The organism is Clostridium boliviensis (assembly GCF_033342255.1).
Lineage (GTDB): Bacteria > Bacillota > Clostridia > Lachnospirales > Lachnospiraceae > Lacrimispora > Lacrimispora boliviensis.
Map to the genome: position 1 here is coordinate 92,330 of NZ_JAWONS010000252.1, position 19,269 is coordinate 111,598.

21 protein-coding genes are annotated in these 19,269 nt (G+C 42.8%); 2 read left to right on the forward strand and 19 right to left on the reverse strand.

Annotated elements, in window-relative coordinates; genetic code table 11:
• Positions 1–24 precede the first annotated feature (24 nt).
• The 9 genes from RZO55_RS17395 to mtaB form a co-directional block, all read right to left on the reverse strand.
• Entirely contained in the window at positions 25–1,254 is a 1,230-nt protein-coding gene (locus RZO55_RS17395) for a peptidase U32 family protein (protein ID WP_318065529.1), read from the reverse strand.
• On the reverse strand, positions 1,251–1,916 hold the full coding sequence (locus RZO55_RS17400; RefSeq protein ID WP_318065530.1) for an O-methyltransferase: 666 nt from the start codon (positions 1,914–1,916) through the stop codon (positions 1,251–1,253). Before RZO55_RS17400 ends, RZO55_RS17395 begins: the two co-directional genes overlap by 4 nt.
• Entirely contained in the window at positions 1,913–2,308 is a 396-nt protein-coding gene (locus tag RZO55_RS17405) for an endolytic transglycosylase MltG (protein ID WP_318065531.1), read from the reverse strand. The genes RZO55_RS17400 and RZO55_RS17405 overlap by 4 nt, the downstream gene beginning before the upstream one ends.
• Before the next feature lie 22 nt (positions 2,309–2,330).
• Positions 2,331–3,998 (reverse strand): ribonuclease J, encoded by a 1,668-nt coding sequence (locus RZO55_RS17410; RefSeq protein WP_318065532.1) that lies wholly within the window; start codon positions 3,996–3,998, stop codon positions 2,331–2,333.
• Positions 3,999–4,016: 18 nt separating this feature from the next.
• Positions 4,017–4,454 (reverse strand): Fur family transcriptional regulator, encoded by a 438-nt coding sequence (locus RZO55_RS17415; RefSeq protein ID WP_336624322.1) that lies wholly within the window; start codon positions 4,452–4,454, stop codon positions 4,017–4,019.
• A 49-nt stretch (positions 4,455–4,503) separates the two neighbouring features.
• Positions 4,504–4,785 (reverse strand): DUF1292 domain-containing protein, encoded by a 282-nt coding sequence (locus RZO55_RS17420; protein WP_318065534.1) that lies wholly within the window; start codon positions 4,783–4,785, stop codon positions 4,504–4,506.
• Positions 4,775–5,215 carry a Holliday junction resolvase RuvX gene (gene ruvX, locus RZO55_RS17425; protein ID WP_318065535.1) on the reverse strand — a complete coding sequence of 147 codons (441 nt, stop codon included), beginning with the start codon at positions 5,213–5,215 and terminating at the stop codon, positions 4,775–4,777. Before ruvX ends, RZO55_RS17420 begins: the two co-directional genes overlap by 11 nt.
• A 269-nt stretch (positions 5,216–5,484) precedes the next feature.
• Positions 5,485–5,748 carry an IreB family regulatory phosphoprotein gene (locus tag RZO55_RS17430; RefSeq protein ID WP_097005555.1) on the reverse strand — a complete coding sequence of 88 codons (264 nt, stop codon included), beginning with the start codon at positions 5,746–5,748 and terminating at the stop codon, positions 5,485–5,487.
• Positions 5,749–5,828: 80 nt separating this feature from the next.
• Positions 5,829–7,148 carry a tRNA (N(6)-L-threonylcarbamoyladenosine(37)-C(2))-methylthiotransferase MtaB gene (mtaB, locus tag RZO55_RS17435; RefSeq protein WP_318065536.1) on the reverse strand — a complete coding sequence of 440 codons (1,320 nt, stop codon included), beginning with the start codon at positions 7,146–7,148 and terminating at the stop codon, positions 5,829–5,831.
• Between the two features lie 149 nt (positions 7,149–7,297).
• On the opposite strand from mtaB, the gene RZO55_RS17440 reads away from it, so the two are divergent.
• The gene (locus RZO55_RS17440) at positions 7,298–7,531 is read left to right on the forward strand and encodes an HPr family phosphocarrier protein (protein WP_318065537.1); all 234 of its coding nucleotides are present in this window, start codon (positions 7,298–7,300) and stop codon (positions 7,529–7,531) included.
• Positions 7,532–7,599: 68 nt separating this feature from the next.
• On the opposite strand, the gene thiI is transcribed toward RZO55_RS17440, so the two are convergent.
• The 10 genes from thiI to hrcA all read right to left on the reverse strand — a co-directional run bounded on the left by thiI (position 7,600) and on the right by hrcA (position 18,375).
• Positions 7,600–8,805, reverse strand: a complete 1,206-nt coding sequence (gene thiI / locus RZO55_RS17445) for a tRNA uracil 4-sulfurtransferase ThiI (RefSeq protein ID WP_439100060.1) — start codon at positions 8,803–8,805, stop codon at positions 7,600–7,602.
• Complete coding sequence (locus RZO55_RS17450; protein WP_318065538.1) at positions 8,806–9,960, reverse strand: cysteine desulfurase family protein; 1,155 nt, start codon at positions 9,958–9,960, stop codon at positions 8,806–8,808.
• A 13-nt stretch (positions 9,961–9,973) separates the two neighbouring features.
• On the reverse strand, positions 9,974–10,714 hold the full coding sequence (locus RZO55_RS17455; RefSeq protein WP_318065539.1) for a 16S rRNA (uracil(1498)-N(3))-methyltransferase: 741 nt from the start codon (positions 10,712–10,714) through the stop codon (positions 9,974–9,976).
• 59 nt (positions 10,715–10,773) lie between these two features.
• Positions 10,774–11,736: a 50S ribosomal protein L11 methyltransferase gene (prmA, locus tag RZO55_RS17460; protein WP_318065540.1), complete on the reverse strand. Its 963-nt coding sequence runs from the start codon at positions 11,734–11,736 to the stop codon at positions 10,774–10,776.
• A 9-nt stretch (positions 11,737–11,745) separates the two neighbouring features.
• Positions 11,746–12,492 (reverse strand): sulfite exporter TauE/SafE family protein, encoded by a 747-nt coding sequence (locus RZO55_RS17465; RefSeq protein WP_318065541.1) that lies wholly within the window; start codon positions 12,490–12,492, stop codon positions 11,746–11,748.
• Positions 12,493–12,936: 444 nt separating this feature from the next.
• Entirely contained in the window at positions 12,937–13,488 is a 552-nt protein-coding gene (locus RZO55_RS17470) for a glucan-binding protein (protein WP_336624323.1), read from the reverse strand.
• A gap of 37 nt (positions 13,489–13,525) precedes the next feature.
• Complete coding sequence (dnaJ, locus tag RZO55_RS17475; RefSeq protein WP_318065542.1) at positions 13,526–14,659, reverse strand: molecular chaperone DnaJ; 1,134 nt, start codon at positions 14,657–14,659, stop codon at positions 13,526–13,528.
• A 99-nt stretch (positions 14,660–14,758) separates the two neighbouring features.
• Positions 14,759–16,618, reverse strand: coding sequence for a molecular chaperone DnaK (dnaK, locus tag RZO55_RS17480; protein WP_318065543.1), 1,860 nt, complete (start codon positions 16,616–16,618; stop codon positions 14,759–14,761).
• 54 nt (positions 16,619–16,672) lie between these two features.
• Complete coding sequence (gene grpE, locus RZO55_RS17485) at positions 16,673–17,308, reverse strand: nucleotide exchange factor GrpE (protein ID WP_318065544.1); 636 nt, start codon at positions 17,306–17,308, stop codon at positions 16,673–16,675.
• 17 nt (positions 17,309–17,325) lie between these two features.
• On the reverse strand, positions 17,326–18,375 hold the full coding sequence (gene hrcA / locus RZO55_RS17490; RefSeq protein ID WP_318065545.1) for a heat-inducible transcriptional repressor HrcA: 1,050 nt from the start codon (positions 18,373–18,375) through the stop codon (positions 17,326–17,328).
• Between the two features lie 265 nt (positions 18,376–18,640).
• On the opposite strand from hrcA, the gene RZO55_RS17495 reads away from it, so the two are divergent.
• Positions 18,641–19,207 (forward strand): 3D domain-containing protein, encoded by a 567-nt coding sequence (locus RZO55_RS17495; protein WP_318065546.1) that lies wholly within the window; start codon positions 18,641–18,643, stop codon positions 19,205–19,207.
• The last annotated feature ends 62 nt before the right edge of the window (positions 19,208–19,269 follow it).

Consider the following 19,269-nt stretch of genomic DNA (forward strand, 5'->3'; position numbering starts at 1 on the left):
CAGCGTTAAAAATCTGATAATACGTTATTCTATTTCGCTTCTTCGAAGTATATCGAACGGATCAATCTGTGCATCAAGATGTACAAAGAGGATCTGCCTGGAATGAGGTGCACTATCCTGTGTCTTACCTTCTTCATTCCATATACCCTTTACAGTAACCTCTAAGTTCCTTCCATCAGGTTTCATGACCTCAATGGTTTCACCCACACTAAATTTATTTTTCTGCTCGATTCTTGCGTACCCTCGCTCATCAATTGCTTCAACTGTCCCTAAATAGGTGTAATTCTTAACATAGGTGTTGTTGTCATAAATCTGAGTGGCAGCATCAGGTTTTCCAAAATAAAAGCCGGTGGTAAACTCTCTGTAGGTACATTTTCCGATTTCAGACTTATACCAGTCCATATTAGCTTTATAAAGCTCGGGATCTTTGTTATAGTCATCGATAGCTTTCCGGTAAGTTCTTGCCACAGTTGCCACATAAAGAGCCGTTTTCATACGTCCTTCAATCTTAAAACTGTCAATCCCTGCATCAATCATTTCCGGAATATGCTCAATCATACACAAATCCTTGGAATTAAAGATGTAGGTCCCCCGTTCATTTTCATAAACCTGCATATACTCACCCGGACGCTTTTCTTCTACAATGGAATATTTCCATCTGCAGGGGTGGGTACAGGCTCCCTGGTTTGCATCTCTGCCCGTCATAAAGTTACTTAACAGGCAGCGGCCTGAATAGGACATACACATAGCTCCGTGAATAAAGCTTTCAATCTCCAGATCTTCCGGGATCTTTCCACGTATATCCTTAATTTCAGCAAGGGAAAGCTCTCTGGCTGATACCACACGTTTTGCTCCCAGCTGGTGCCAGAACAGGTACGTTCCGTAATTTGTGTTATTGGCCTGGGTGCTGATGTGAATCTCCATATCCGGAATCACTCGTTTAGCAATGGCAAATACACCTGGATCGGAAATAATAACCGCATCCGGTCTGATTTCCTTTAACTCATTAAAATATTCCTCAACCCCGGAAAGATCTTCGTTGTGTGCCAGAATGTTAGCTGTTATATAAATTTTCACACCACGTTCGTGGGCAAATTCAATCCCTTTGCGGATATCTTCATTCGTGAAGTTTTTTGCCTTTGCACGCAGTCCAAAGGCTTCTCCTCCGATATAGACAGCATCTGCACCGTAAATAACTGCGGTTTTCAACACTTCCAGACTGCCTGCCGGAATCAAAAGTTCGGTCTTTCTCATGAAACTCCTCTCTCGTATTTCTCTTTTAAAATGCTGACGGTAATTCCATCTCCAATAGGAACCACCGATGTAATAAGCTGATCGCAATGCTTTAATTCAAACAAATATTCCCGCATCCTTCCGTGAATGGTACGGTTGCGACGCTCTACGGCATATCTGGATTCAATGATATCTCCGTCCTGGAGAACATTGTCTGAAATCAGCATTCCGCCCGGCCTTAAAAGTTCAAGAATCCTGGGAAGCCAGATTAAATACTGACCCTTGGCGGCATCTAAAAAGACAAGGTCAAAGGGGCCGTTAAGCCCCTCTAATCCCTCCTGCGCATCGCCCTCGTACAGGGTGATCCGTTCCGTTTCTCCAGCCATTAAAAAATTAGACCTGGCTTGCAAAATTCTCTTCTCATATTTTTCTATGGTAGTAATATGGCAGTTTTCTGGCATAACCTCTGCCATCAAAAGTGTGGAATAACCAACAGCTGTTCCCACTTCTAAAATAGCCTGCGGCTGCATGGCTGCAGTCATTGTCTGCAGAAAGGCCGCAGTCTCTTCCCGAATGACGGGTACCCCTTCTTCTCTCGCTTTAGTTCCGATCTTAGTAAGAAGTCCGCTTCGGTCAGTCTCCAGAGATTTTATATATTCCGTTATCCTGTCGTTAACAATCATTGTTTCTCTTCCTTTTCCTCCGTATTATCATTCATCATCTGAAGGATCTCTTTGGAGGTCATGGAAGTGTTAAAGGTATAGACTCCCGGATTCACCTTGTAATTAAAGAACTCCGCCTGTATGATAAAGGAATACTCATTGGTGATTAAACCGCTGCCCTTTAAAAGCTTTGCCACCCGTGCGGCTGAAGCTCCCTTTTCCACAGTAATGCTCTTATCATGTCCAGGGCTCTGCTCTACAGCGGAGGCATAAAATATTTCATGTCCAAAATCATAACCCCTTGTCACACCCTCATACACCAGCAGTACGACCAGTGCTAAAACGATAAGTCTGATGGAAACAGCAATGACCGCTCCTGTTATTTTATTTATCTCATTGGTTGTCCGGCTCATAACGATCTAATCCTTTCGCCTCCTAAACCTCCATAATAATCGGCAGAATCATGGGATTACGCTTCATACGCTTCCAGAGGAAATCGCTTAAGCTGTCCCGGATGATATTCTTAATTTTTCCCCAGTCATTGATCTTACGTTCCAGGCAGTCCTGTACTGCATCATTGACTATGGTTCTTGCCTCTTCCATCAGGTCTTCGGATTCTCTCACATATACAAATCCTCTGGATACGATATCAGGTCCTGCAAGAAGCTGATTGGAGTATTTTTCTAATGTGAGCACGACTACAATAATACCGTTCTGAGCCAGATTCTGTCTGTCTCTTAATACGATGTTTCCAACATCACCAACTCCGAGTCCGTCAACCAGAATACCTCCTGACTGAACGTGATCCACTATTTTACAGGATTCCTGTCCCAGCTCCACCACATCACCTGATGACATGATGACGATATTCTCTTTGGGTATTCCCATGGCCTCAACCAGCTTCTTCTGAGCCATAAGGTGGCGATATTCTCCATGGACCGGAATCGCATATTTGGGACGAACCAGGGCATACATCAGTTTAATTTCTTCCTGGCACGCATGTCCGGAAACATGTGTATCTTCACAAATAACCTCGGCTCCTTTCATGGACAGTTCGTTCACTACCTTAGAGACCGCCTTTTCGTTACCAGGTATCGGATGGGAGCTTAAAATGATCACATCATTCGGCTTAATGGAGATCTTTTTATGGGTGCTGCCTGCCATTCGTGAAAGCGCCGCCATGGATTCTCCCTGACTTCCGGTGGTAATGAGCACTGTCTGCTCATCCGGATAATTTTTCAGCTGATCTATATCAATCAGGGTTCCTTCCGGTATGTTAATATATCCCAGTTCACTTGCTGTACCAATTACATTAACCATACTGCGGCCTTCCACAACAACCTTACGTCCGTATTTGGCAGCCGAATTGATAACTTGCTGCACTCTGTCTACATTGGAAGCAAAGGTTGCTACAATGATACGGTTGTTTTTATGATCAGCGAAAATGTTATCGAAAGACTTTCCTACGGTTTTCTCAGATGGTGTAAATCCTGGTCTGATTGCATTGGTACTGTCACAAAGCATAGCCAGTACACCTTTTTTCCCTAATTCTGCAAAACGCTCCAGATTAGCAGGTTCTCCAAATACAGGTGTATAATCAATCTTAAAATCACCGGTGTGTAAAATCACGCCTGCCGGAGAGAATATGGCAAGGGCGGAAGCATCGGCGATGCTGTGGTTCGTCTTTATGAATTCAATACGGAAACACCCCAGGTTAATGGACTGTCCATGTTTGATCACTTTTCTTTTTGTGTTTTTTAACAGGTTATGCTCTTTTAACTTATTGTCAATCAGACCTATGGTCAGCTTTGTTCCGTATACTGGTACATTAATATCCCTTAAAATATAAGGGAGTGCACCGATATGGTCCTCATGTCCATGAGTGATTACAAATCCCTTTACTTTGTCCAAATTTTGTTTTAAATAGGATACATCCGGGATTACCAGGTCGATTCCAAGCATATCATCTGTGGGGAATGCCAGTCCGCAGTCCACAACAATGATGCTGTCGTCGTATTCGAAAGCAGTGATATTCATACCAATCTGCTCCATTCCTCCTAATGGAATGATTTTTACTTTCGCGTTATTGTCTTGTTTCTTCAATCTTTTACCTCCGTTTTATTATTTCCCGTCCTGTTCTTCCATTTCCTCCCGGCATTCCCTGCAGTACCCGTGAAGTTTCACTTCATGATCTGTTACCATAAACCCCTCTGTATCAAGAAGTGCCTGTTCCAGAGTATCTAAAAGGTCGCCCTTAAAGGAAAATACTTTACCGCATCGGTTGCAAATCGCATGGTGGTGGTGATGTCCGGACTCACGATTAAAGCCCCCCAGTTCATAGCGGGCAAACCCATCATCAAAGCTGACCTTATCAATCACTGATAAATCCACAAGCACCTGCACAGTCCTGTAAATCGTAGCAAGCCCTATCTCCGGACAACGCTGTCTGGCCAGATCATAGATCTCCTCTGCAGTCAGATGTTCTCCCGGACGCTCGGCCATGAGTTCCAGTACCAGCATGCGCTGGTTGGTCACCTTGAGTCCTTTTTTTCGAAGCATATGTTTAAAAACTTCCTGTTCCATACAACAGTCCCTCAATCACTTACCATCATTTTTCAATATCTACATCCGCTCCATCAAGCAGTTCGGAAAATATTTTAAATAAATAATCTATCTCGTTATCATCCTCAACAAACTCATACAGGGCTTCTTCTTCATCCCGTTTTGACAAGTCTTTTAAGATGTAACATTCTCCTTCTTCATCCTCATCTGTCGTGTCTGTTACCAACAGATAATTCATACCATTAATTCTGGTCTCTTCTAAAACATAAAAAACAATCTCTTCCCCATCGTCATTAGTCAGGGTGATTTTCTTCTCTTCACTGTTCATTGCCTGTCTCCTGTTTTAAGCTGTCTAGATATCCCTGCAGAATCAGTCCTGCTGCCACTTTGTCAATTACTGCTTTCCGGTTTTCCCGTCTTACGCCGCTTTCCATTAAAATTCTCTCAGATGCGGCTGTCGTCAGTCTCTCATCCCATAAAACTACAGGGAGACCTGTCCGGCGTTCAAGCATTTCTTTAAATTCTTCTGTTTTTTTGGCTCTGTCACCAGCCGTATTATTCATATTCTTAGGATAACCCAAAACAATCGTTTCAATCTCATAGTCCCCAATCAACTGCTCAATTCGGGCACAGGTTTTTCTTAGTTTATTTTCTTCTTCTCTCGTAATTGTCTCCACGCCCTGGGCGGTTATACCCAGTAAGTCAGAAACAGCAACTCCAACAGTCTTAGAACCGTAATCAAGTCCCATAATCCTCATATTTCCTCTTTCCTGTCCATGCTTTCTGGACATAAAGGTATGTCCATTAGGACGATGTCCGCAGGAAACTACCTTTATCCGCGCACGAATTGCGCTCAATTTTTAAATTCCAGTCTCATACTGTTAAAAAAATGTATAGCAAAACAAAGCTGGTTCGCAGCCAACTGGATAAAAACAAACTGTCAGACTCCGCCTCTTTCCACATCATCTGACAGCTGCATTGCAAAGGTCTTATAGAGTTGAAACCTACCGGACTGACGTATATGACATCAATCCTTTAACATCGTATCAATATATACCCGCATCAATTCTTCCAGAATCTCGTCCCGTTCCACTTTCATGATCAGACTTCTGGCATTCTTATGGCTGGTGATATAGGTAGGGTCACCTGACATAATATACCCCACAATCTGGTTAACCGGATTATAGCCTTTTTCTGTGAGGGCAATATAAACCTGTTCCAGTACCTGACTTACGTCCAGCTTATTTTCCTGGACTGCTTTAAAAAATTGTGTATTATGAATATCGCCCATGTTTCTCACGTCCTTTAACTGTTCTTCCTTATTTTAAACCATAATTATGGATTCGGCAAGATAAAAATAAATTTTGTCTGTCAGTGTTTTAAAAATACAATATCGTTGGTCAGCATTTTCCATAAGGTTCCCGTTACCATGGTACCCTTTATGCCTTTTTCAAATGGCACTGCTGCTTTTATATATTCTCTTGTATGACCGATCATATAACGAGTTCCATCCACCTCATATTCCTCTTCCATAAGCACTTCGGTCTCAGTGCCCAAATGGGATCTCCTGTAGGAAAGTGACATCTCCTGTTCCAGGGCGAGTAGCTCACTGCTTCGTTCAGATTTTACGGATTCCGGTATCTGATCCGGCATATCTGCCGCTCTGGTTCCATTTCTGACGGAATATTTAAACACATGCATTTCGTAAAATTGAAGCTTCTTTAAATATTCCCTGGTCGTTTCAAACTCTTCTTTGGTTTCTCCCGGAAACCCTACTATGATATCGGTTGTAATCGCAGGATTCTTAAATGCTTTGCGGAGAAGCTCACATCCTTTAAGATATTCTGTGGCGGTATATTTTCGGTTCATACGTTTTAACGTCGCATCACATCCGCTTTGCAGAGACAAATGGAAATGTGGGCATACTTTTTTAAGCCCTGCAAGTGTATCTGCAAATTCTTCCGTTATGATCCGGGGTTCTAAAGAGCCAAGACGGATCCGTCTGATCTGTGGAATCTCATGTACTTTTATGATTAAATCCAGCAGACTGATTCGTTCCTCCATGGGAAAATCCATTCCATAAGAACTTAAATGGATACCGGTCAAAACAGCTTCTTCATATCCGATAGCCGCCAGACGTCTGATCTCTTCTACCACTTCCTCTGGTTTTCTGCTTCTGACCCTGCCTCTGGTATAAGGAATGATACAGTAGCTGCAGAACTGATTGCAGCCGTCCTGAACCTTTATAAAAGCCCTGGTGTGATCTCCAATTCTGCTGATAGAAAGATTCTCATATTCTGCTGTGTGGCCAATATCAATCACGGTATCTTCTTCTGCTTCCTGATTCTGAGAAAAATAATCTTCCAGAATGGTTACCAGATCCGTCTTCTTATTATTGCCAATAACCAGATCTACCGCTTCATCCTTTTTCAGCTCTTCACCCGCTGCCTGGACATAACAGCCAGCTGCAACAACGACTGCACCGGGATTCATTTTTTTTGCTCGGTGAAGCATCTGTCTGGATTTCCTGTCTGCGATATTGGTAACAGAACAGGTATTAATTATATATACATCTGCTCCCTCTGTGAACGGTACAATTTCATAGCCTGCGTTTTCCAAAAGCTGCTGCATTGCTTCTGTTTCGTATGAATTTACCTTGCAACCAAGGTTATGCAGGGCTGCTTTTCTCATTTTATTTTCTCCTATCTAAATAATGCTGAAATTTTCAGTATTTTCATGTAAAATTACCATTGACTTTTATACAATAAATCAGTAGTATTGAAGTGAAAAAGGGGCGGTTCCCTGATTAATATAAAAGCTCACGCAAGGAGGTTTCTCACATGAAAACAGTTCGTATATCTTTAAATTCCATCGACAAAGTAAAATCTTTCGTAAATGATCTGACAAAATTTGATACAGACTTTGATCTTGTTTCCGGCAGATATGTGATTGATGCAAAATCTATTATGGGTATTTTCAGCCTGGATTTATCCAAACCCATTGATTTAAACATTCATTCCGAAAGCACCGTCGATGAAATCTTAAACATTTTATCTCCATATATTGTAGATTAATTGGATTAAGAATCATGACCAAATGGGATCCGTCCTTTTACAAAGGAGCCGGACCCCATTTTTTATTTCTAACACCAGATTTTTTCTACAGTGCTTATGGCCGTCTCAACCATCTCATCAATCTTTTCTTCCAGTTTTTCTTCTGACCGCTCAATCATCTTGATACTCGGTTTTGTCACCGGATGCTTCGCAACAAAGATAGTGCAGCAGTCCTCAAACGGAAGTACGGAAGTTTCATAAGTACCGATCTTTTCCGATACATCTACAATCTCCTGTTTATCAAAACCAATTACAGGACGGAATATAGGAATTGTGCAAGCTTTATCAGTGGCTGCCAGTGACTGCATGGTCTGAGAAGCTACCTGTCCGATGCTTTCTCCTGTAATCAGTGCCTGGGCCCCTGATTCTCCTGCCAGATGCTCTGCGATCCGCATCATATACCGTCTCATGATGATGGTAAGCTCCTCATGAGGGCATTTATCATAAATATAGAGCTGAATATCAGTAAAATTTACAATATGAAGATGAATCGGTCCGGAATATCTGGATACAAGTTTTGCAAGATCAATTACCTTTTCCTTCGCCCGTTCACTAGTATAGGGCGGAGCATGGAAGTAAACAGCGTCAATCTTTACGCCTCTCTTAGCAATCATATAACCCGCCACCGGACTGTCGATGCCGCCGGATAATAAAAGCATGGCTTTTCCGTTCGTACCTACCGGCATTCCTCCCGGTCCCGGAATGATTTTGGAATATATATTAATTTTATTTCTGACTTCCACATGAAGCATTACTTCTGGCTTATGAACGTCTACCTTAGTCTCCGGAAATGTATGAAGAATTATTTCTCCCAAATCACGGTTAATCTGTTCGGAATTCACCGGATAACGCTTGTTTCCTCTTCTTGTATTTACTTTAAATGTAAAATGCTTATCCTCATAATACTGTTCCACATAGGATATAACCTGCTGTTTTAGATCCTCATAACCATTGTCTTCCACCTGAACCATTGGGCAGATAGCTGCAATTCCGAATATGCGGCTTAATGATTCCACCACCTCATCAAAATCATACTCTGATTCTGCTGTTGCATAGATTCGTCCTGATTCCTTTGATACGATAAAATCTCCCTCCAAACGCTTTAACGCGTGGCGGATATGTGCCACAAGGGCATCCTCAAATAAGAAACGGTTTTTTCCTTTTACACCGATTTCTGCGTATTTTATTAAAAATGATTGATATTGCATCTGTTGTCCTTTCTTTGTAAAACCCATTTAACCTCTCTGATACCGTCTGAGCACAGGCAGCAATTCCTTTAAGGTATCAATGCAGTAGTCCACTTCTTCCCTTGTATTAAAAACTCCGAAGCTGAATCTTAAGGTGGCATCTAAAAACTCTGGCCTTAATCCAATTCCTTTTAAGGTCCCGCTGACTGCCGGGTGATTGGAGGAACAGGCAGATCCGGAAGACACATAGATCTCCCGATCTTCAAGCGCGTGAAGGAGTACTTCACTGCGGGCATTTAAGAAACTGGCACTGACTATCTGGGGTGCCGACAATTCTCCCTTAAAGCTGTTTATCGTTACTCCCTCTATTTCAGATAGTCTGTCAATCAAATAGTCCTTAAGCTCTATGATTCCCCGGATTTTCTCCCTGTAATTGGTGTACATAAAACTTGCAGCAGCAGCTAATCCGGCAATGCCTGGAACATTTTCCGTTCCGGATCGCATCCCTCTTTGCTGGCCGCCTCCATAAATCAAAGGTCTTATCTTGACTCGTTTGTCAATATAAAGGAATCCTGCACCTTTCGGTCCATGAATCTTATGAGCGCTTGCTGAAAGAAGATCAATTCCCTGGCTCTTTGGCCGGATCAGAAGCTTTCCATACGCCTGTATGGCATCTACATGGAATAGAATATTTGGATTTTTCTTCTTGATCACTTTTGAAATTGCTTCCACCGGCTCAATAGCACCAATTTCATTGTTCACATACATAATGGAAACCAGAATGGTCTCCGGACAGATTGCACCTTCCAGCTCCTGTAAGTTAATATGTCCCTTTTCATTAACAGGAAGATAGGTTACCCGAAATCCCTGTTCTTCCAGATAGGCAAGTGGATTGTATACGGACGCGTGCTCTATTCCGGTACTTATGATATGATTTCCTGCCCGTTTATTGGCCATGGCAGTCTCAATAATCGCCATATTGTTGGACTCTGATCCTCCGGAAGTAAAAACAATCTCCTTTGCAGCCACCTTTAAGGTACCGGCTATAGTTTCTGCTGCTTCTTTGATATACCGTTCCGCATCCAGTCCTTTTTTATGCCTGGCAGATGGGTTTCCATAATCCTCCATCATTGTTTTTATCACAATGTCTTTTACCGTCTCCAGAACTCTGGTTGTTGCCGAATTATCAAAATATGCTTCCATTTAAGTCATCTCCTTAAACGCTTTCCAACTGAAACGCAAGTACGGACAGAACAAAAAGTCCTGCTGTTTCCGTCCGTAAAATCCGTTTCCCAAGTGTAATTGTATTCGCGCCGTACGTTCCTCCCAGTTCCACTTCTCCGTCTTCAAAGCCGCCTTCCGGTCCAATAAAAATCCCGACTTTCATACCAGGCTTTATGCGGGAGATAATCTCTCTGGTGTGTGTCATACCTTCTGCGTGCTCAAAAGGAAGTAAAAGCAAATCAAACTCCTTTGCATATTCAAACGCTTCCCTAAGAGTCTTAACACCTGCCACTTCCGGTATTAAAAGCCGCTTGGACTGCTTGGCCGCGCTTTCTGAAACAGCGGACCACCGTTTGATTTTCGATTCCTCTTTCTTTTTATCAAGCTTCACCACTGCACGCTTTGTTTCAACAGGAATAATCTGATATACGCCAAGTTCAACTGCCTTTTGTATGATCAGCTCCATCTTATCGCTTTTGGGAAGTCCCTGAAACAGATAAAGTTTTACAGGCAGCTCAGAGCCGCCTTCTCGGACTTCTAATATCGTCGCTGTTACCTCATCAGCTGAAACAGATTCAATCTCACACAAGTAATCCTTATCCACTCCATTACTGAGCAGAATTTCTTCTCCCGGTCCCATGCGCAGGACATTTTTAATATGATTCACATCGGTTCCTGAGATCCGGATAGTTGTCTCTCCGATCTGCTCCTGCTTCACAAAAAAATGGTACATTTTTTCCTCTTTCCTGTCCGTGTTTTTTGGACATAAAGGTATGTCCGCAGGACACGCTCCTATTTCTTCCTCACCGTCACAGAAACCCACTCTCCCTGATAAGTGATCTCCACCAGTTCAAAAGCATCGTTGGCAGCAAAGGCTTCTTTCACCGCTTCTTCTTTCATATTAATGATGCCTGAAGTAATAAAGACAGCGCCCTTTTTCATATGAACGGGAATTTCCTTCTGCAGTGGGATAATAACATCAGCCAAAATATTGGCGGCTACAACATCATATTTTTCAAAGCCGGCAGCTTCTTTTACTTCTTTGTCATCAATGATATTTCCCTTTAAAACATGAAATTTTCCGGGATCAATGTGGTTGGATTCCATATTTTCCATAACTGCTGTAATGGCGTTCTCATCCAGATCTGTTCCGAATACCTCTCTGGCGCCCAGCTTTAATGCAGTGATTCCAAGAATACCGCTTCCGGTACCCACATCGAGAACAAGGCTGTCCGGTGTCACATATTTTTTCAGCTGGCGGATGCAAAGCTGTGTTGTCTCGTGCTGACCTGTGCCAAACGCTGTTCCCGGATCAATTTCTATTAAAAGCTTATTTTTATGTTCTTCGGGAATTTCTTCCCAGGTAGGCTTAATTAAAATATCATCAACAGTAAATGGTTTAAAATACTGCTTCCAGTTGTTAATCCAGTCCTTATCCTCTGTCTCACTGGTCTCAATGGTACGAGCTCCCAGATCCGTAAACATGGAAAGTTCATTTAACCCCTGCTCCACCTTTTCTAACATTTCATCAATATTGGTATCGGAGTCAGGGTCCAGATAGAAGCTGACTCTGGCGATCCCCTCGTCAGGCGGCAGTTCCGGAAGAATATCTATAAACATTCCCTTTGTCTCTGCCTCTGTAAGAGGAATATTGTCTTCTATTTCAATTCCTTCAATTCCGATTTCATCAAACATGCTGCTGACCAGATCAACAGCTTCCGTTGTTGTAGTAAGTGTAAATTTTTTCCATTTCATAACAATTCCCTATCCTTTTATAATTTTTACAAAGAGACACAAAAGTACTGCCAGTACGACAGGACGGACAATCTTCAGACCGTTTTTAACTACAAGACCTGAACCGATGTAATGTCCGGCAATACAGAAGAGGCCGGCTGTAAGCCCCAGCGGAATCAATACTTTTCCATTTATTAAAAATGTTGTGAGAGCCGCTATATTGGAAGATAAGTTAATAACCTTTGTCGTTCCGGATGCATTCCTGATATCCATACCTGCAAGTCCGGTCAGAATAAGTATTAAAAATGTTCCCGTTCCAGGACCGTAAAAACCGTCATAGCCGCCAATCATAAGGGCAGCTCCCATGGCAACCAGAATCATTTTTTTCTCAGATATTTCCTTATTATCCTTCTGCTCTCCCATATCTTTATTTTTCAAAACATAAAATGCAACAACCGGCAAAGCCACAAGCATCATGGTCTTTAACACCTGTTCGCTGGCCAGCATGGATAAATGAGCTCCGATTACAGAACCGACCATAGCCAAAAGCGCAGCACACAGGGACAGCTTTACTTTTATATAACCATTTTTTGCAAACCGTGCCGTAGAAACCACTGTTCCCATGGCAGATCCCAGCTTATTTGTTCCAATTGCAAGATGAGGCGGTATTCCTGCTGCAAGATAGGCAGGCAGTGAGATCAGTCCTCCCCCACCGGCAATGGAATCCATAAGGCCCGCAAGAAAAACGAGAGGACACACAATAAAATATTGAATCATCGTCTGTTTCCTTTCTTTTGTAGATTACTCTATGAATTAAGTTTCTTCATATGGAAAACCACATGATATCATAACATACAATGATATGGGTTGCAAGCGCAGAAAACATGGCATTTCAGGGTATATTCCGAAAAAAAATATTTTTTTAAAATTTTTTTTAAAAAGTATGCAATAAAAATCACTCCTGCTGCATTAACTAATTGAACGGATGAAAAAGACTTTTGTTCCGTACCGGATATAAGGGCAAAAAAAATATCAAGTAAACGAAATTCCTTGATGCATTACACTCCATCACACCCGCCTGAGTGTCCGGAACCGGAGCAGAATCTTTTTTACAAAATTACAATCTAAAGGCAATTAGAATTTGTAATGAAAAACAGGAGAAATTTGAATGGCTGATCAGTCATTACAAATTTCTCCTGTTTTTTTTGTATGAAACGGTTCTTACTGAACCCATACCCCGTCAGCCCCCACCTTATAGCCATCCGGTGTGACTGTATTTAAAAGGAGCCTGCCCAGTGTTCCATCCGACATGGTATTAAAATAATAGGCCTTTCCATCAATCAGCTGCCATCCGGTTCTCATGGCGCCAAGCGTTCCGTCGTCCACCGGATTTAAATAATATCTGGCTCCGCCCGCGTCCGTATACCAGCCAGTCAGCATATGACCTCCCTGGTCAAACCGGTACCACCTGCCATTTATATATTTCCAGCAGTTGTTAGGCCAGCTTCCGTCCCCATACTGGAACCACCAGCCTGCAGGGCTGTAGTACCACCCTCTTACATAATCATAGTCCCCTGGACCATCTTCGTCTTCATCCTCGTCATCCCAGAAGCAATCTGAGTTAACCGGTCCGTTAACTTTCGTTCCGGAGCCATTCCAGCCTGGAAAGTCCCTCACGGACCTGTCATAGTCTGCCATTGCATTCATGGACAGCAGGATCATCATTCCCATGACAGCTGCTGCCCATACCAGTTTTTTTCTTACCCCGTTCATACCTTCCCCCTTCCTGTGACATGTACATGTAAAAGTTTTATTTAAAAAGTCCCTTCTTTTTATGTTTATCGCTGTCCGAATTACCGTTCATCGCATCATCAAAACTTCTAAGGGCCTCTTTCTGTGCTTCTGTCAGCCGCTCAGGCACGGAAACTACCAGTGTTACATAATGATCCCCTCTTACGGCACGGTTTCTCAGGGTAGGAACACCCTTTCCTTTCAGGCGCACCTTGGTATCTGTCTGGGTTCCTGGTTTTATTTCATATTCCACATCACCATCTACGGTTTTAATCAGTATAGTTCCGCCAAGCGCTGCTTTTACAAAAGAAATCGGTACCGTGGAGAAAATGCTGGTATCCTGGCGCTTAAAGATAGGATGATTGGATACTACTGCCTCTACCAGAAGGTCTCCTCTCTCTCCGCCGTTGCTTCCAGGTTCTCCTGCTCCAGCCAGACGGACTGACTGTCCGTTATCAATTCCAGCCGGAATGGTAACTTTGATCTTCTTTCTTTTCGTTATATATCCGGTTCCATAGCAATCCGGGCATTTCTCCTTAATCACCTTGCCGGTACCGCCGCAGTCCGGACAGGTCTGTACGTTTTGTATCTGGCCAAAAAAGGATTGCTGGGTGTACATGATCTTGCCCTTGCCGTTACATTTGTGGCAGGTTACCGGGGATGTACCAGCTTTTGCACCGCTTCCGTGACAGGAAGCGCACTCTTCCTTAAAATTGATCTCAATTTCCCGCTCACAGCCGAAAATCGCTTCTTCAAAGCTGATCCGGATGCTGGTTCTTAAGTTGGCTCCCTTTAACGGACCGTTATACTGGGCGCTTCTTCTTCCGCCTCCAAAAATATCTCCGAAAATATCTCCGAAAATATCTCCCATATCTGATCCATTAAAATCAAAACCGCCGAAACCGCCTGCTCCGCCGCTTCCGTCAAAAGCAGCAGAACCAAACTGGTCATACTGACGTCTCTTATCGGGATCACTTAAAACACTATATGCTTCGGAAGCCTGTTTAAACTTTTCTGCAGCGGCAGCATCTCCAGGGTTCGTATCCGGATGGTATTTTTTAGCCAATGCTCGATAGGCCTTCTTAAGCGCTGCATCATCTGCATCTTTGGGAACGCCAAGGATTTCATAATAATCTTTTTTACTTTCTGCCATCTTAGGTCTACCTCTCATAATTGTAGGGAATTTATTCCTGCGGAAAAAGTGCTGTATTCCTACAACACTTTTCCCAAAGCCCTGTCAAACGACTTCATATTAAACTTCTTTATAGTCTCCGTCTACTACATCGCTGTCCTGATAAGAAGCTCCTGCTGCTCCCATGTCAGGACCTGCTTCTGCTCCGCCCTGAGACTGTGCCTGCTCATATACCTTTGCAAACAATGCCTGTGCACTGTTCATCAGTTTTTCACGGCCTGCCTTAATATCATCAATCTGAGCATCTGTCATCTCTTCGATTGGTGCTCTGTTAATCGCTTCTTTTAATGCATTTAAGTCAGCTTCTACTGATGCTTTATCATTCTCAGGGATCTTATCTCCCACTTCCTGTAAAGCCTTCTCTGTCTGGAATACCATGGAATCTGCGTCATTTCTTGCATCAATGCCTTCCTTACGCTTCTTATCCTGAGCCTCATATTCAGCAGCCTCTTTCACAGCCTTATCAATGTCGGAATCAGACATGTTGGATCCGGAAGTAATAGTGATGTGCTGCTCTTTGCCTGTTCCTAAGTCCTTTGCGGAAACATTCACAATACCGTTGGCATCGATATCAAATGTAACTTCGATCTGCGGAACACCTCTTCTTGCTGGCGGAATTCCATCCAGACGGAACTGTCCGAGAGTCTTGTTGTCTCTTGCGAACTGTCTTTCGCCCTGTACTACATGGATATCTACTGCTGTCTGGTTATCTGCTGCTGTGGAGAAAACCTGGCTCTTCTTTGAAGGAATTGTTGTATTTCTCTCAATCAGTCTGGTAGCAACGCCGCCCATTGTCTCAATGGATAATGAAAGGGGTGTTACGTCAAGAAGAAGAATATCTCCTGCACCTGCATCGCCTGCAAGCTTACCGCCCTGGATACTTGCGCCGATTGCCACACACTCATCTGGATTTAAGGATTTGGAAGGTTCTTTGCCTGTCAGCTGTTTTACCTTCTCCTGTGATGCCAGCATACGGGTAGATCCGCCGACTAAAAGCACTTTTCCAAGTTCTGCTGCTGTGATGCCGGCATCTTTTAATGCGCTTTGTACCGGAACTGCGGTGCGTTCAATTAAATCCAGAGTCAGTTCATCAAATTTTGCTCTGGTTAAATTCATATCCAGATGCTTCGGACCTTCTGCTGTTGCTGTAATGAAAGGTAAGTTGATGTTTGTGGTGGTAGAAGAGGATAATTCCTTCTTTGCCTTTTCAGCGGCTTCTTTCAGTCTCTGCATAGCCATCTTATCAGCGGATAAATCAACACCCTCTGCCTTTTTGAATTCATCAACCATCCACTGTGTCAGACGGTTGTCGAAATCATCACCACCTAAATGAGTATCACCGTTAGTAGAAAGTACTTCAATGACTCCGTCACCGATTTCAATGATGGAAACGTCGAATGTACCGCCTCCTAAATCATAAACCATAATCTTCTGCTCTTTTTCGTTATCAAGACCGTAAGCAAGCGCTGCTGCTGTCGGCTCGTTGATGATACGTTTTACATCAAGACCTGCGATTTTACCTGCATCCTTTGTTGCCTGACGCTGTGCATCGTTGAAATAAGCCGGTACTGTGATAACAGCTTCCGTAACCTTTTCTCCTAAATATGCCTCTGCATCAGCTTTCAATTTCTGAAGAATCATTGCAGAAATTTCCTGAGGGCTGTAATTCTTTCCGTCAATGGTTACTTTATAGTCAGTACCCATATGTCTTTTGATGGAAGAAATGGTGCGGTCCGCATTGGTTACGGCCTGACGTTTTGCAGGTTCACCAACCAGTCTCTCTCCGTTTTTTGTAAATGCAACAATTGATGGTGTTGTTCTTACGCCTTCGCTGTTAGGAATAACAACTGGTTTACCGCCTTCCATAACGGCTACACAGCTGTTTGTTGTTCCTAAGTCAATTCCAATGATCTTACCCATAGTTTTTTCCTCCTATTTGATAAACAAAATTGTGTATGTTTCTGATTTATGTTGTTAATTAGCTACCTGTACCATGGAGTGTCTTACCACGGTATCCCGATAGGTGTAACCTTTCTGAAGTTCCTGGGCAACCACATTCTCGCCCAGAGAATCATCTTCCACATGCATCACTGCATTATGGTAATTGGGATCAAACGGCATTCCAACCGCTTCAATCGGCTTAACGCCTGCTTCTTCCAGTGTTTTCATCAACTGTTTATAGATTTTCTCCATTCCGTCAGCAAACGGTGAGTCCTTTTCCTCTTCCGGAATTGCTGCCAGTCCCCGTTCAAAATTATCCACTACGGGAAGGATTCTCTCTATGATATCCTTTGCTCCGATCTCAAACATGGCTGATTTTTCTTTTTCTGTACGTTTTCTAAAGTTATCAAATTCTGCCATCGACCGCTGGAGACGTTCTGTCAGTTCATCTATCTTCTCATCTTTTAAATCTTTTTTTTCTTTCTTCTTGCTAAAGAAGCCTTTCTTTCCAGAATCTTCTTTGCTATCAGGCTCTGAATCCTCCGGCTCTTCCTGTACAGCTTCTTCGCTGCATTCACAGGTTTCCTCTATCTCTTTTTCAGCGGAAACGGTGTCTTCCTGACTGATCGTCTCATCCACCTGCTGTCCGTCTGTTTTAACATCTTCCATGCTCAATATTCTACCCTTTACCTTTCCTCTTTTTTCAATATTGTATCCAGCTGGATCATTAAATTTCTCAGCGTATTTAATACCTTTTCATAATCCATACGCTTAGGGCCGATAATACCAATTGTGCCTCTTAGTCCTTCCCCAAGCTCATAGTTCGCGGTAACAATACTGCAGTTCTTCATAGTCTGTACAGGTGCCTCATCTCCGATGTAAACCTGTATTCCGGAACTGCTTTCCGAACTGTTTACATCATCTACCAGTTCCTGCAGCAGTTCCTTCTGTTCCAGTGCACCAATTAACTGACTTGCTTTATCTCCGTCGCTTAATTCCGGATATTTAAAAATGTTAGTTGCGCCGCTGGTATAAATCTGAAGATCTTCGTCATCGGCTCTGATTGCCGCTGCTACTTCCGACAAAACCTGATCCACAACTTCACTGTGTGGACCTGCCTGAACCTTCAGTCTGCTGATTACTTCTAAATTAATTTCTTCTATCGAAAGCCCGTTTAAAGCACTATTCAAAAGAATATTAAGATTCAATAGCCCTTCATCGCTCAGTTCTGAACGAGCAGGGATAATGGTGTTCTTTATAATATTGCCTTCCACCACAATTACAACAAGAAGTTTTCCTGCATCGACCTTAGACAGCTGGATAAACTTCAACTTGTTACGATGGTACTGTGGGGCACTGATCATGGCTGCATAATTGGTATTCTGTGCAAGCAGCTTTGCCACCTGCTTCAGCAGAAGCTCTACCCTGTCCACACGCTTCAGCATTAATTCCTTGATCTCTGTAAACTCATCTTCCTTTTCCTGAAGAATCTGATTTACATAGAAGCGGTATCCTTTGTCGGAAGGAATCCTTCCTGCAGAGGTATGGGGTTGCATGATAAATCCCATCTCTTCCAGATCAGACATCTCATTGCGGATGGTGGCAGAGCTTAAATTTAGGTCTGTATATTTTGAGATCGTACGGGAGCCTACCGGCTCTCCTGTTTCCAGATAAGTTTTAATAATCGCTTTTAATATAATGATCTTTCGCCCATCCAGTTGATCCTTATCAGCCAAACTGCCACGCTCCTTTCTGAGTGTTCTGTTAGCACTCAACGTTCAGGAGTGCTAACATCTTCTTTTCATAATATATTCTTTTTTTCTACATTTGTCAATACATTCCTAAAAATTTTTAAATGAAGTTTTTATTACCTGCATGTCCAATTTATATCAAAATTCTATCAAATATTACAAAGCCTGTGACATTTTTTTCTTGACTTTTAACACTTTTGTAATATAATGGTAGTTGATACACCATAACAACACGATTGCGAGGTAAATCATGATTAGTTTTTCAAGACGAATACGGGTAACCGGATTCCTGACACTCCTTTGTATTCTGCTGTTATCCACTACTGCAATGGCTGCCGAGACCGCTGAAGGCCAAAGTACAGCAAACCAACAGTCCTGGAGTGTTAAAACGGATAACCAAATGAAAATGAACAGTACCGGAACGGTAGCTACTGCAAGTGAAGCCACGATGAGTGACGAGGTAGGACCGGGCATAGAGAAGAAAGTACAGCCAGAAGAAAGCGAACCCACAGGTCCGGTTTATGAAAAAGGAGCATCACTGGGAATATTCTCTGCAACTGCCTACTGCCCCAGCAGCTCAGGAAAACAACAGAGAACTTACTCCGGCACGATTCCACAGCCGCTGCACACACTATCTGCCGATCTCACTGTTCTGCCTCTTGGAACAAAAGTCATGATTGACGATATTATTTATACAGTAGAAGATACCGGAAGCGGGATCAGAGGTAACAAAGTAGATATTTATTTTGGAAGCTATGGAGAAGCCATTGCTTTTGGAAGACGACCGAAAGAGATATTTGCTGTTATTGAAAGATAATAATATATTCCATATTAACTGCCGGAAAGCGGGCCAATCGCTTTCCGGCAGTTTTTTTATAA

Bases quoted from the DNA above. Each gene is read 5' to 3' on its own strand.
- RZO55_RS17495 (WP_318065546.1), top strand. From the start codon at position 18,641: ATGATTAGTTTTTCAAGACGAATACGGGTAACCGGATTCCTGACACTC.
- mtaB (WP_318065536.1), bottom strand. From the start codon at position 7,148: ATGAGAAAAGCAGCCCTGCATAACCTTGGTTGCAAGGTAAATTCATAC.
- RZO55_RS17470 (WP_336624323.1), bottom strand. From the start codon at position 13,488: ATGAACGGGGTAAGAAAAAAACTGGTATGGGCAGCAGCTGTCATGGGA.
- RZO55_RS17440 (WP_318065537.1), top strand. From the start codon at position 7,298: ATGAAAACAGTTCGTATATCTTTAAATTCCATCGACAAAGTAAAATCT.
- RZO55_RS17430 (WP_097005555.1), bottom strand. From the start codon at position 5,748: ATGGGCGATATTCATAATACACAATTTTTTAAAGCAGTCCAGGAAAAT.
- ruvX (WP_318065535.1), bottom strand. From the start codon at position 5,215: ATGAGGATTATGGGACTTGATTACGGTTCTAAGACTGTTGGAGTTGCT.
- RZO55_RS17405 (WP_318065531.1), bottom strand. From the start codon at position 2,308: ATGAGCCGGACAACCAATGAGATAAATAAAATAACAGGAGCGGTCATT.
- RZO55_RS17450 (WP_318065538.1), bottom strand. From the start codon at position 9,960: ATGGAAGCATATTTTGATAATTCGGCAACAACCAGAGTTCTGGAGACG.
- RZO55_RS17455 (WP_318065539.1), bottom strand. From the start codon at position 10,714: ATGTACCATTTTTTTGTGAAGCAGGAGCAGATCGGAGAGACAACTATC.
- RZO55_RS17465 (WP_318065541.1), bottom strand. From the start codon at position 12,492: ATGATTCAATATTTTATTGTGTGTCCTCTCGTTTTTCTTGCGGGCCTT.
- RZO55_RS17415 (WP_336624322.1), bottom strand. From the start codon at position 4,454: ATGCTTCGAAAAAAAGGACTCAAGGTGACCAACCAGCGCATGCTGGTA.
- prmA (WP_318065540.1), bottom strand. From the start codon at position 11,736: ATGAAATGGAAAAAATTTACACTTACTACAACAACGGAAGCTGTTGAT.
- thiI (WP_439100060.1), bottom strand. From the start codon at position 8,805: ATGGGTTTTACAAAGAAAGGACAACAGATGCAATATCAATCATTTTTA.
- dnaK (WP_318065543.1), bottom strand. From the start codon at position 16,618: ATGGGTAAGATCATTGGAATTGACTTAGGAACAACAAACAGCTGTGTA.
- RZO55_RS17400 (WP_318065530.1), bottom strand. From the start codon at position 1,916: ATGATTGTTAACGACAGGATAACGGAATATATAAAATCTCTGGAGACT.
- dnaJ (WP_318065542.1), bottom strand. From the start codon at position 14,659: ATGGCAGAAAGTAAAAAAGATTATTATGAAATCCTTGGCGTTCCCAAA.
- RZO55_RS17420 (WP_318065534.1), bottom strand. From the start codon at position 4,785: ATGAACAGTGAAGAGAAGAAAATCACCCTGACTAATGACGATGGGGAA.
- grpE (WP_318065544.1), bottom strand. From the start codon at position 17,308: ATGGAAGATGTTAAAACAGACGGACAGCAGGTGGATGAGACGATCAGT.
- RZO55_RS17395 (WP_318065529.1), bottom strand. From the start codon at position 1,254: ATGAGAAAGACCGAACTTTTGATTCCGGCAGGCAGTCTGGAAGTGTTG.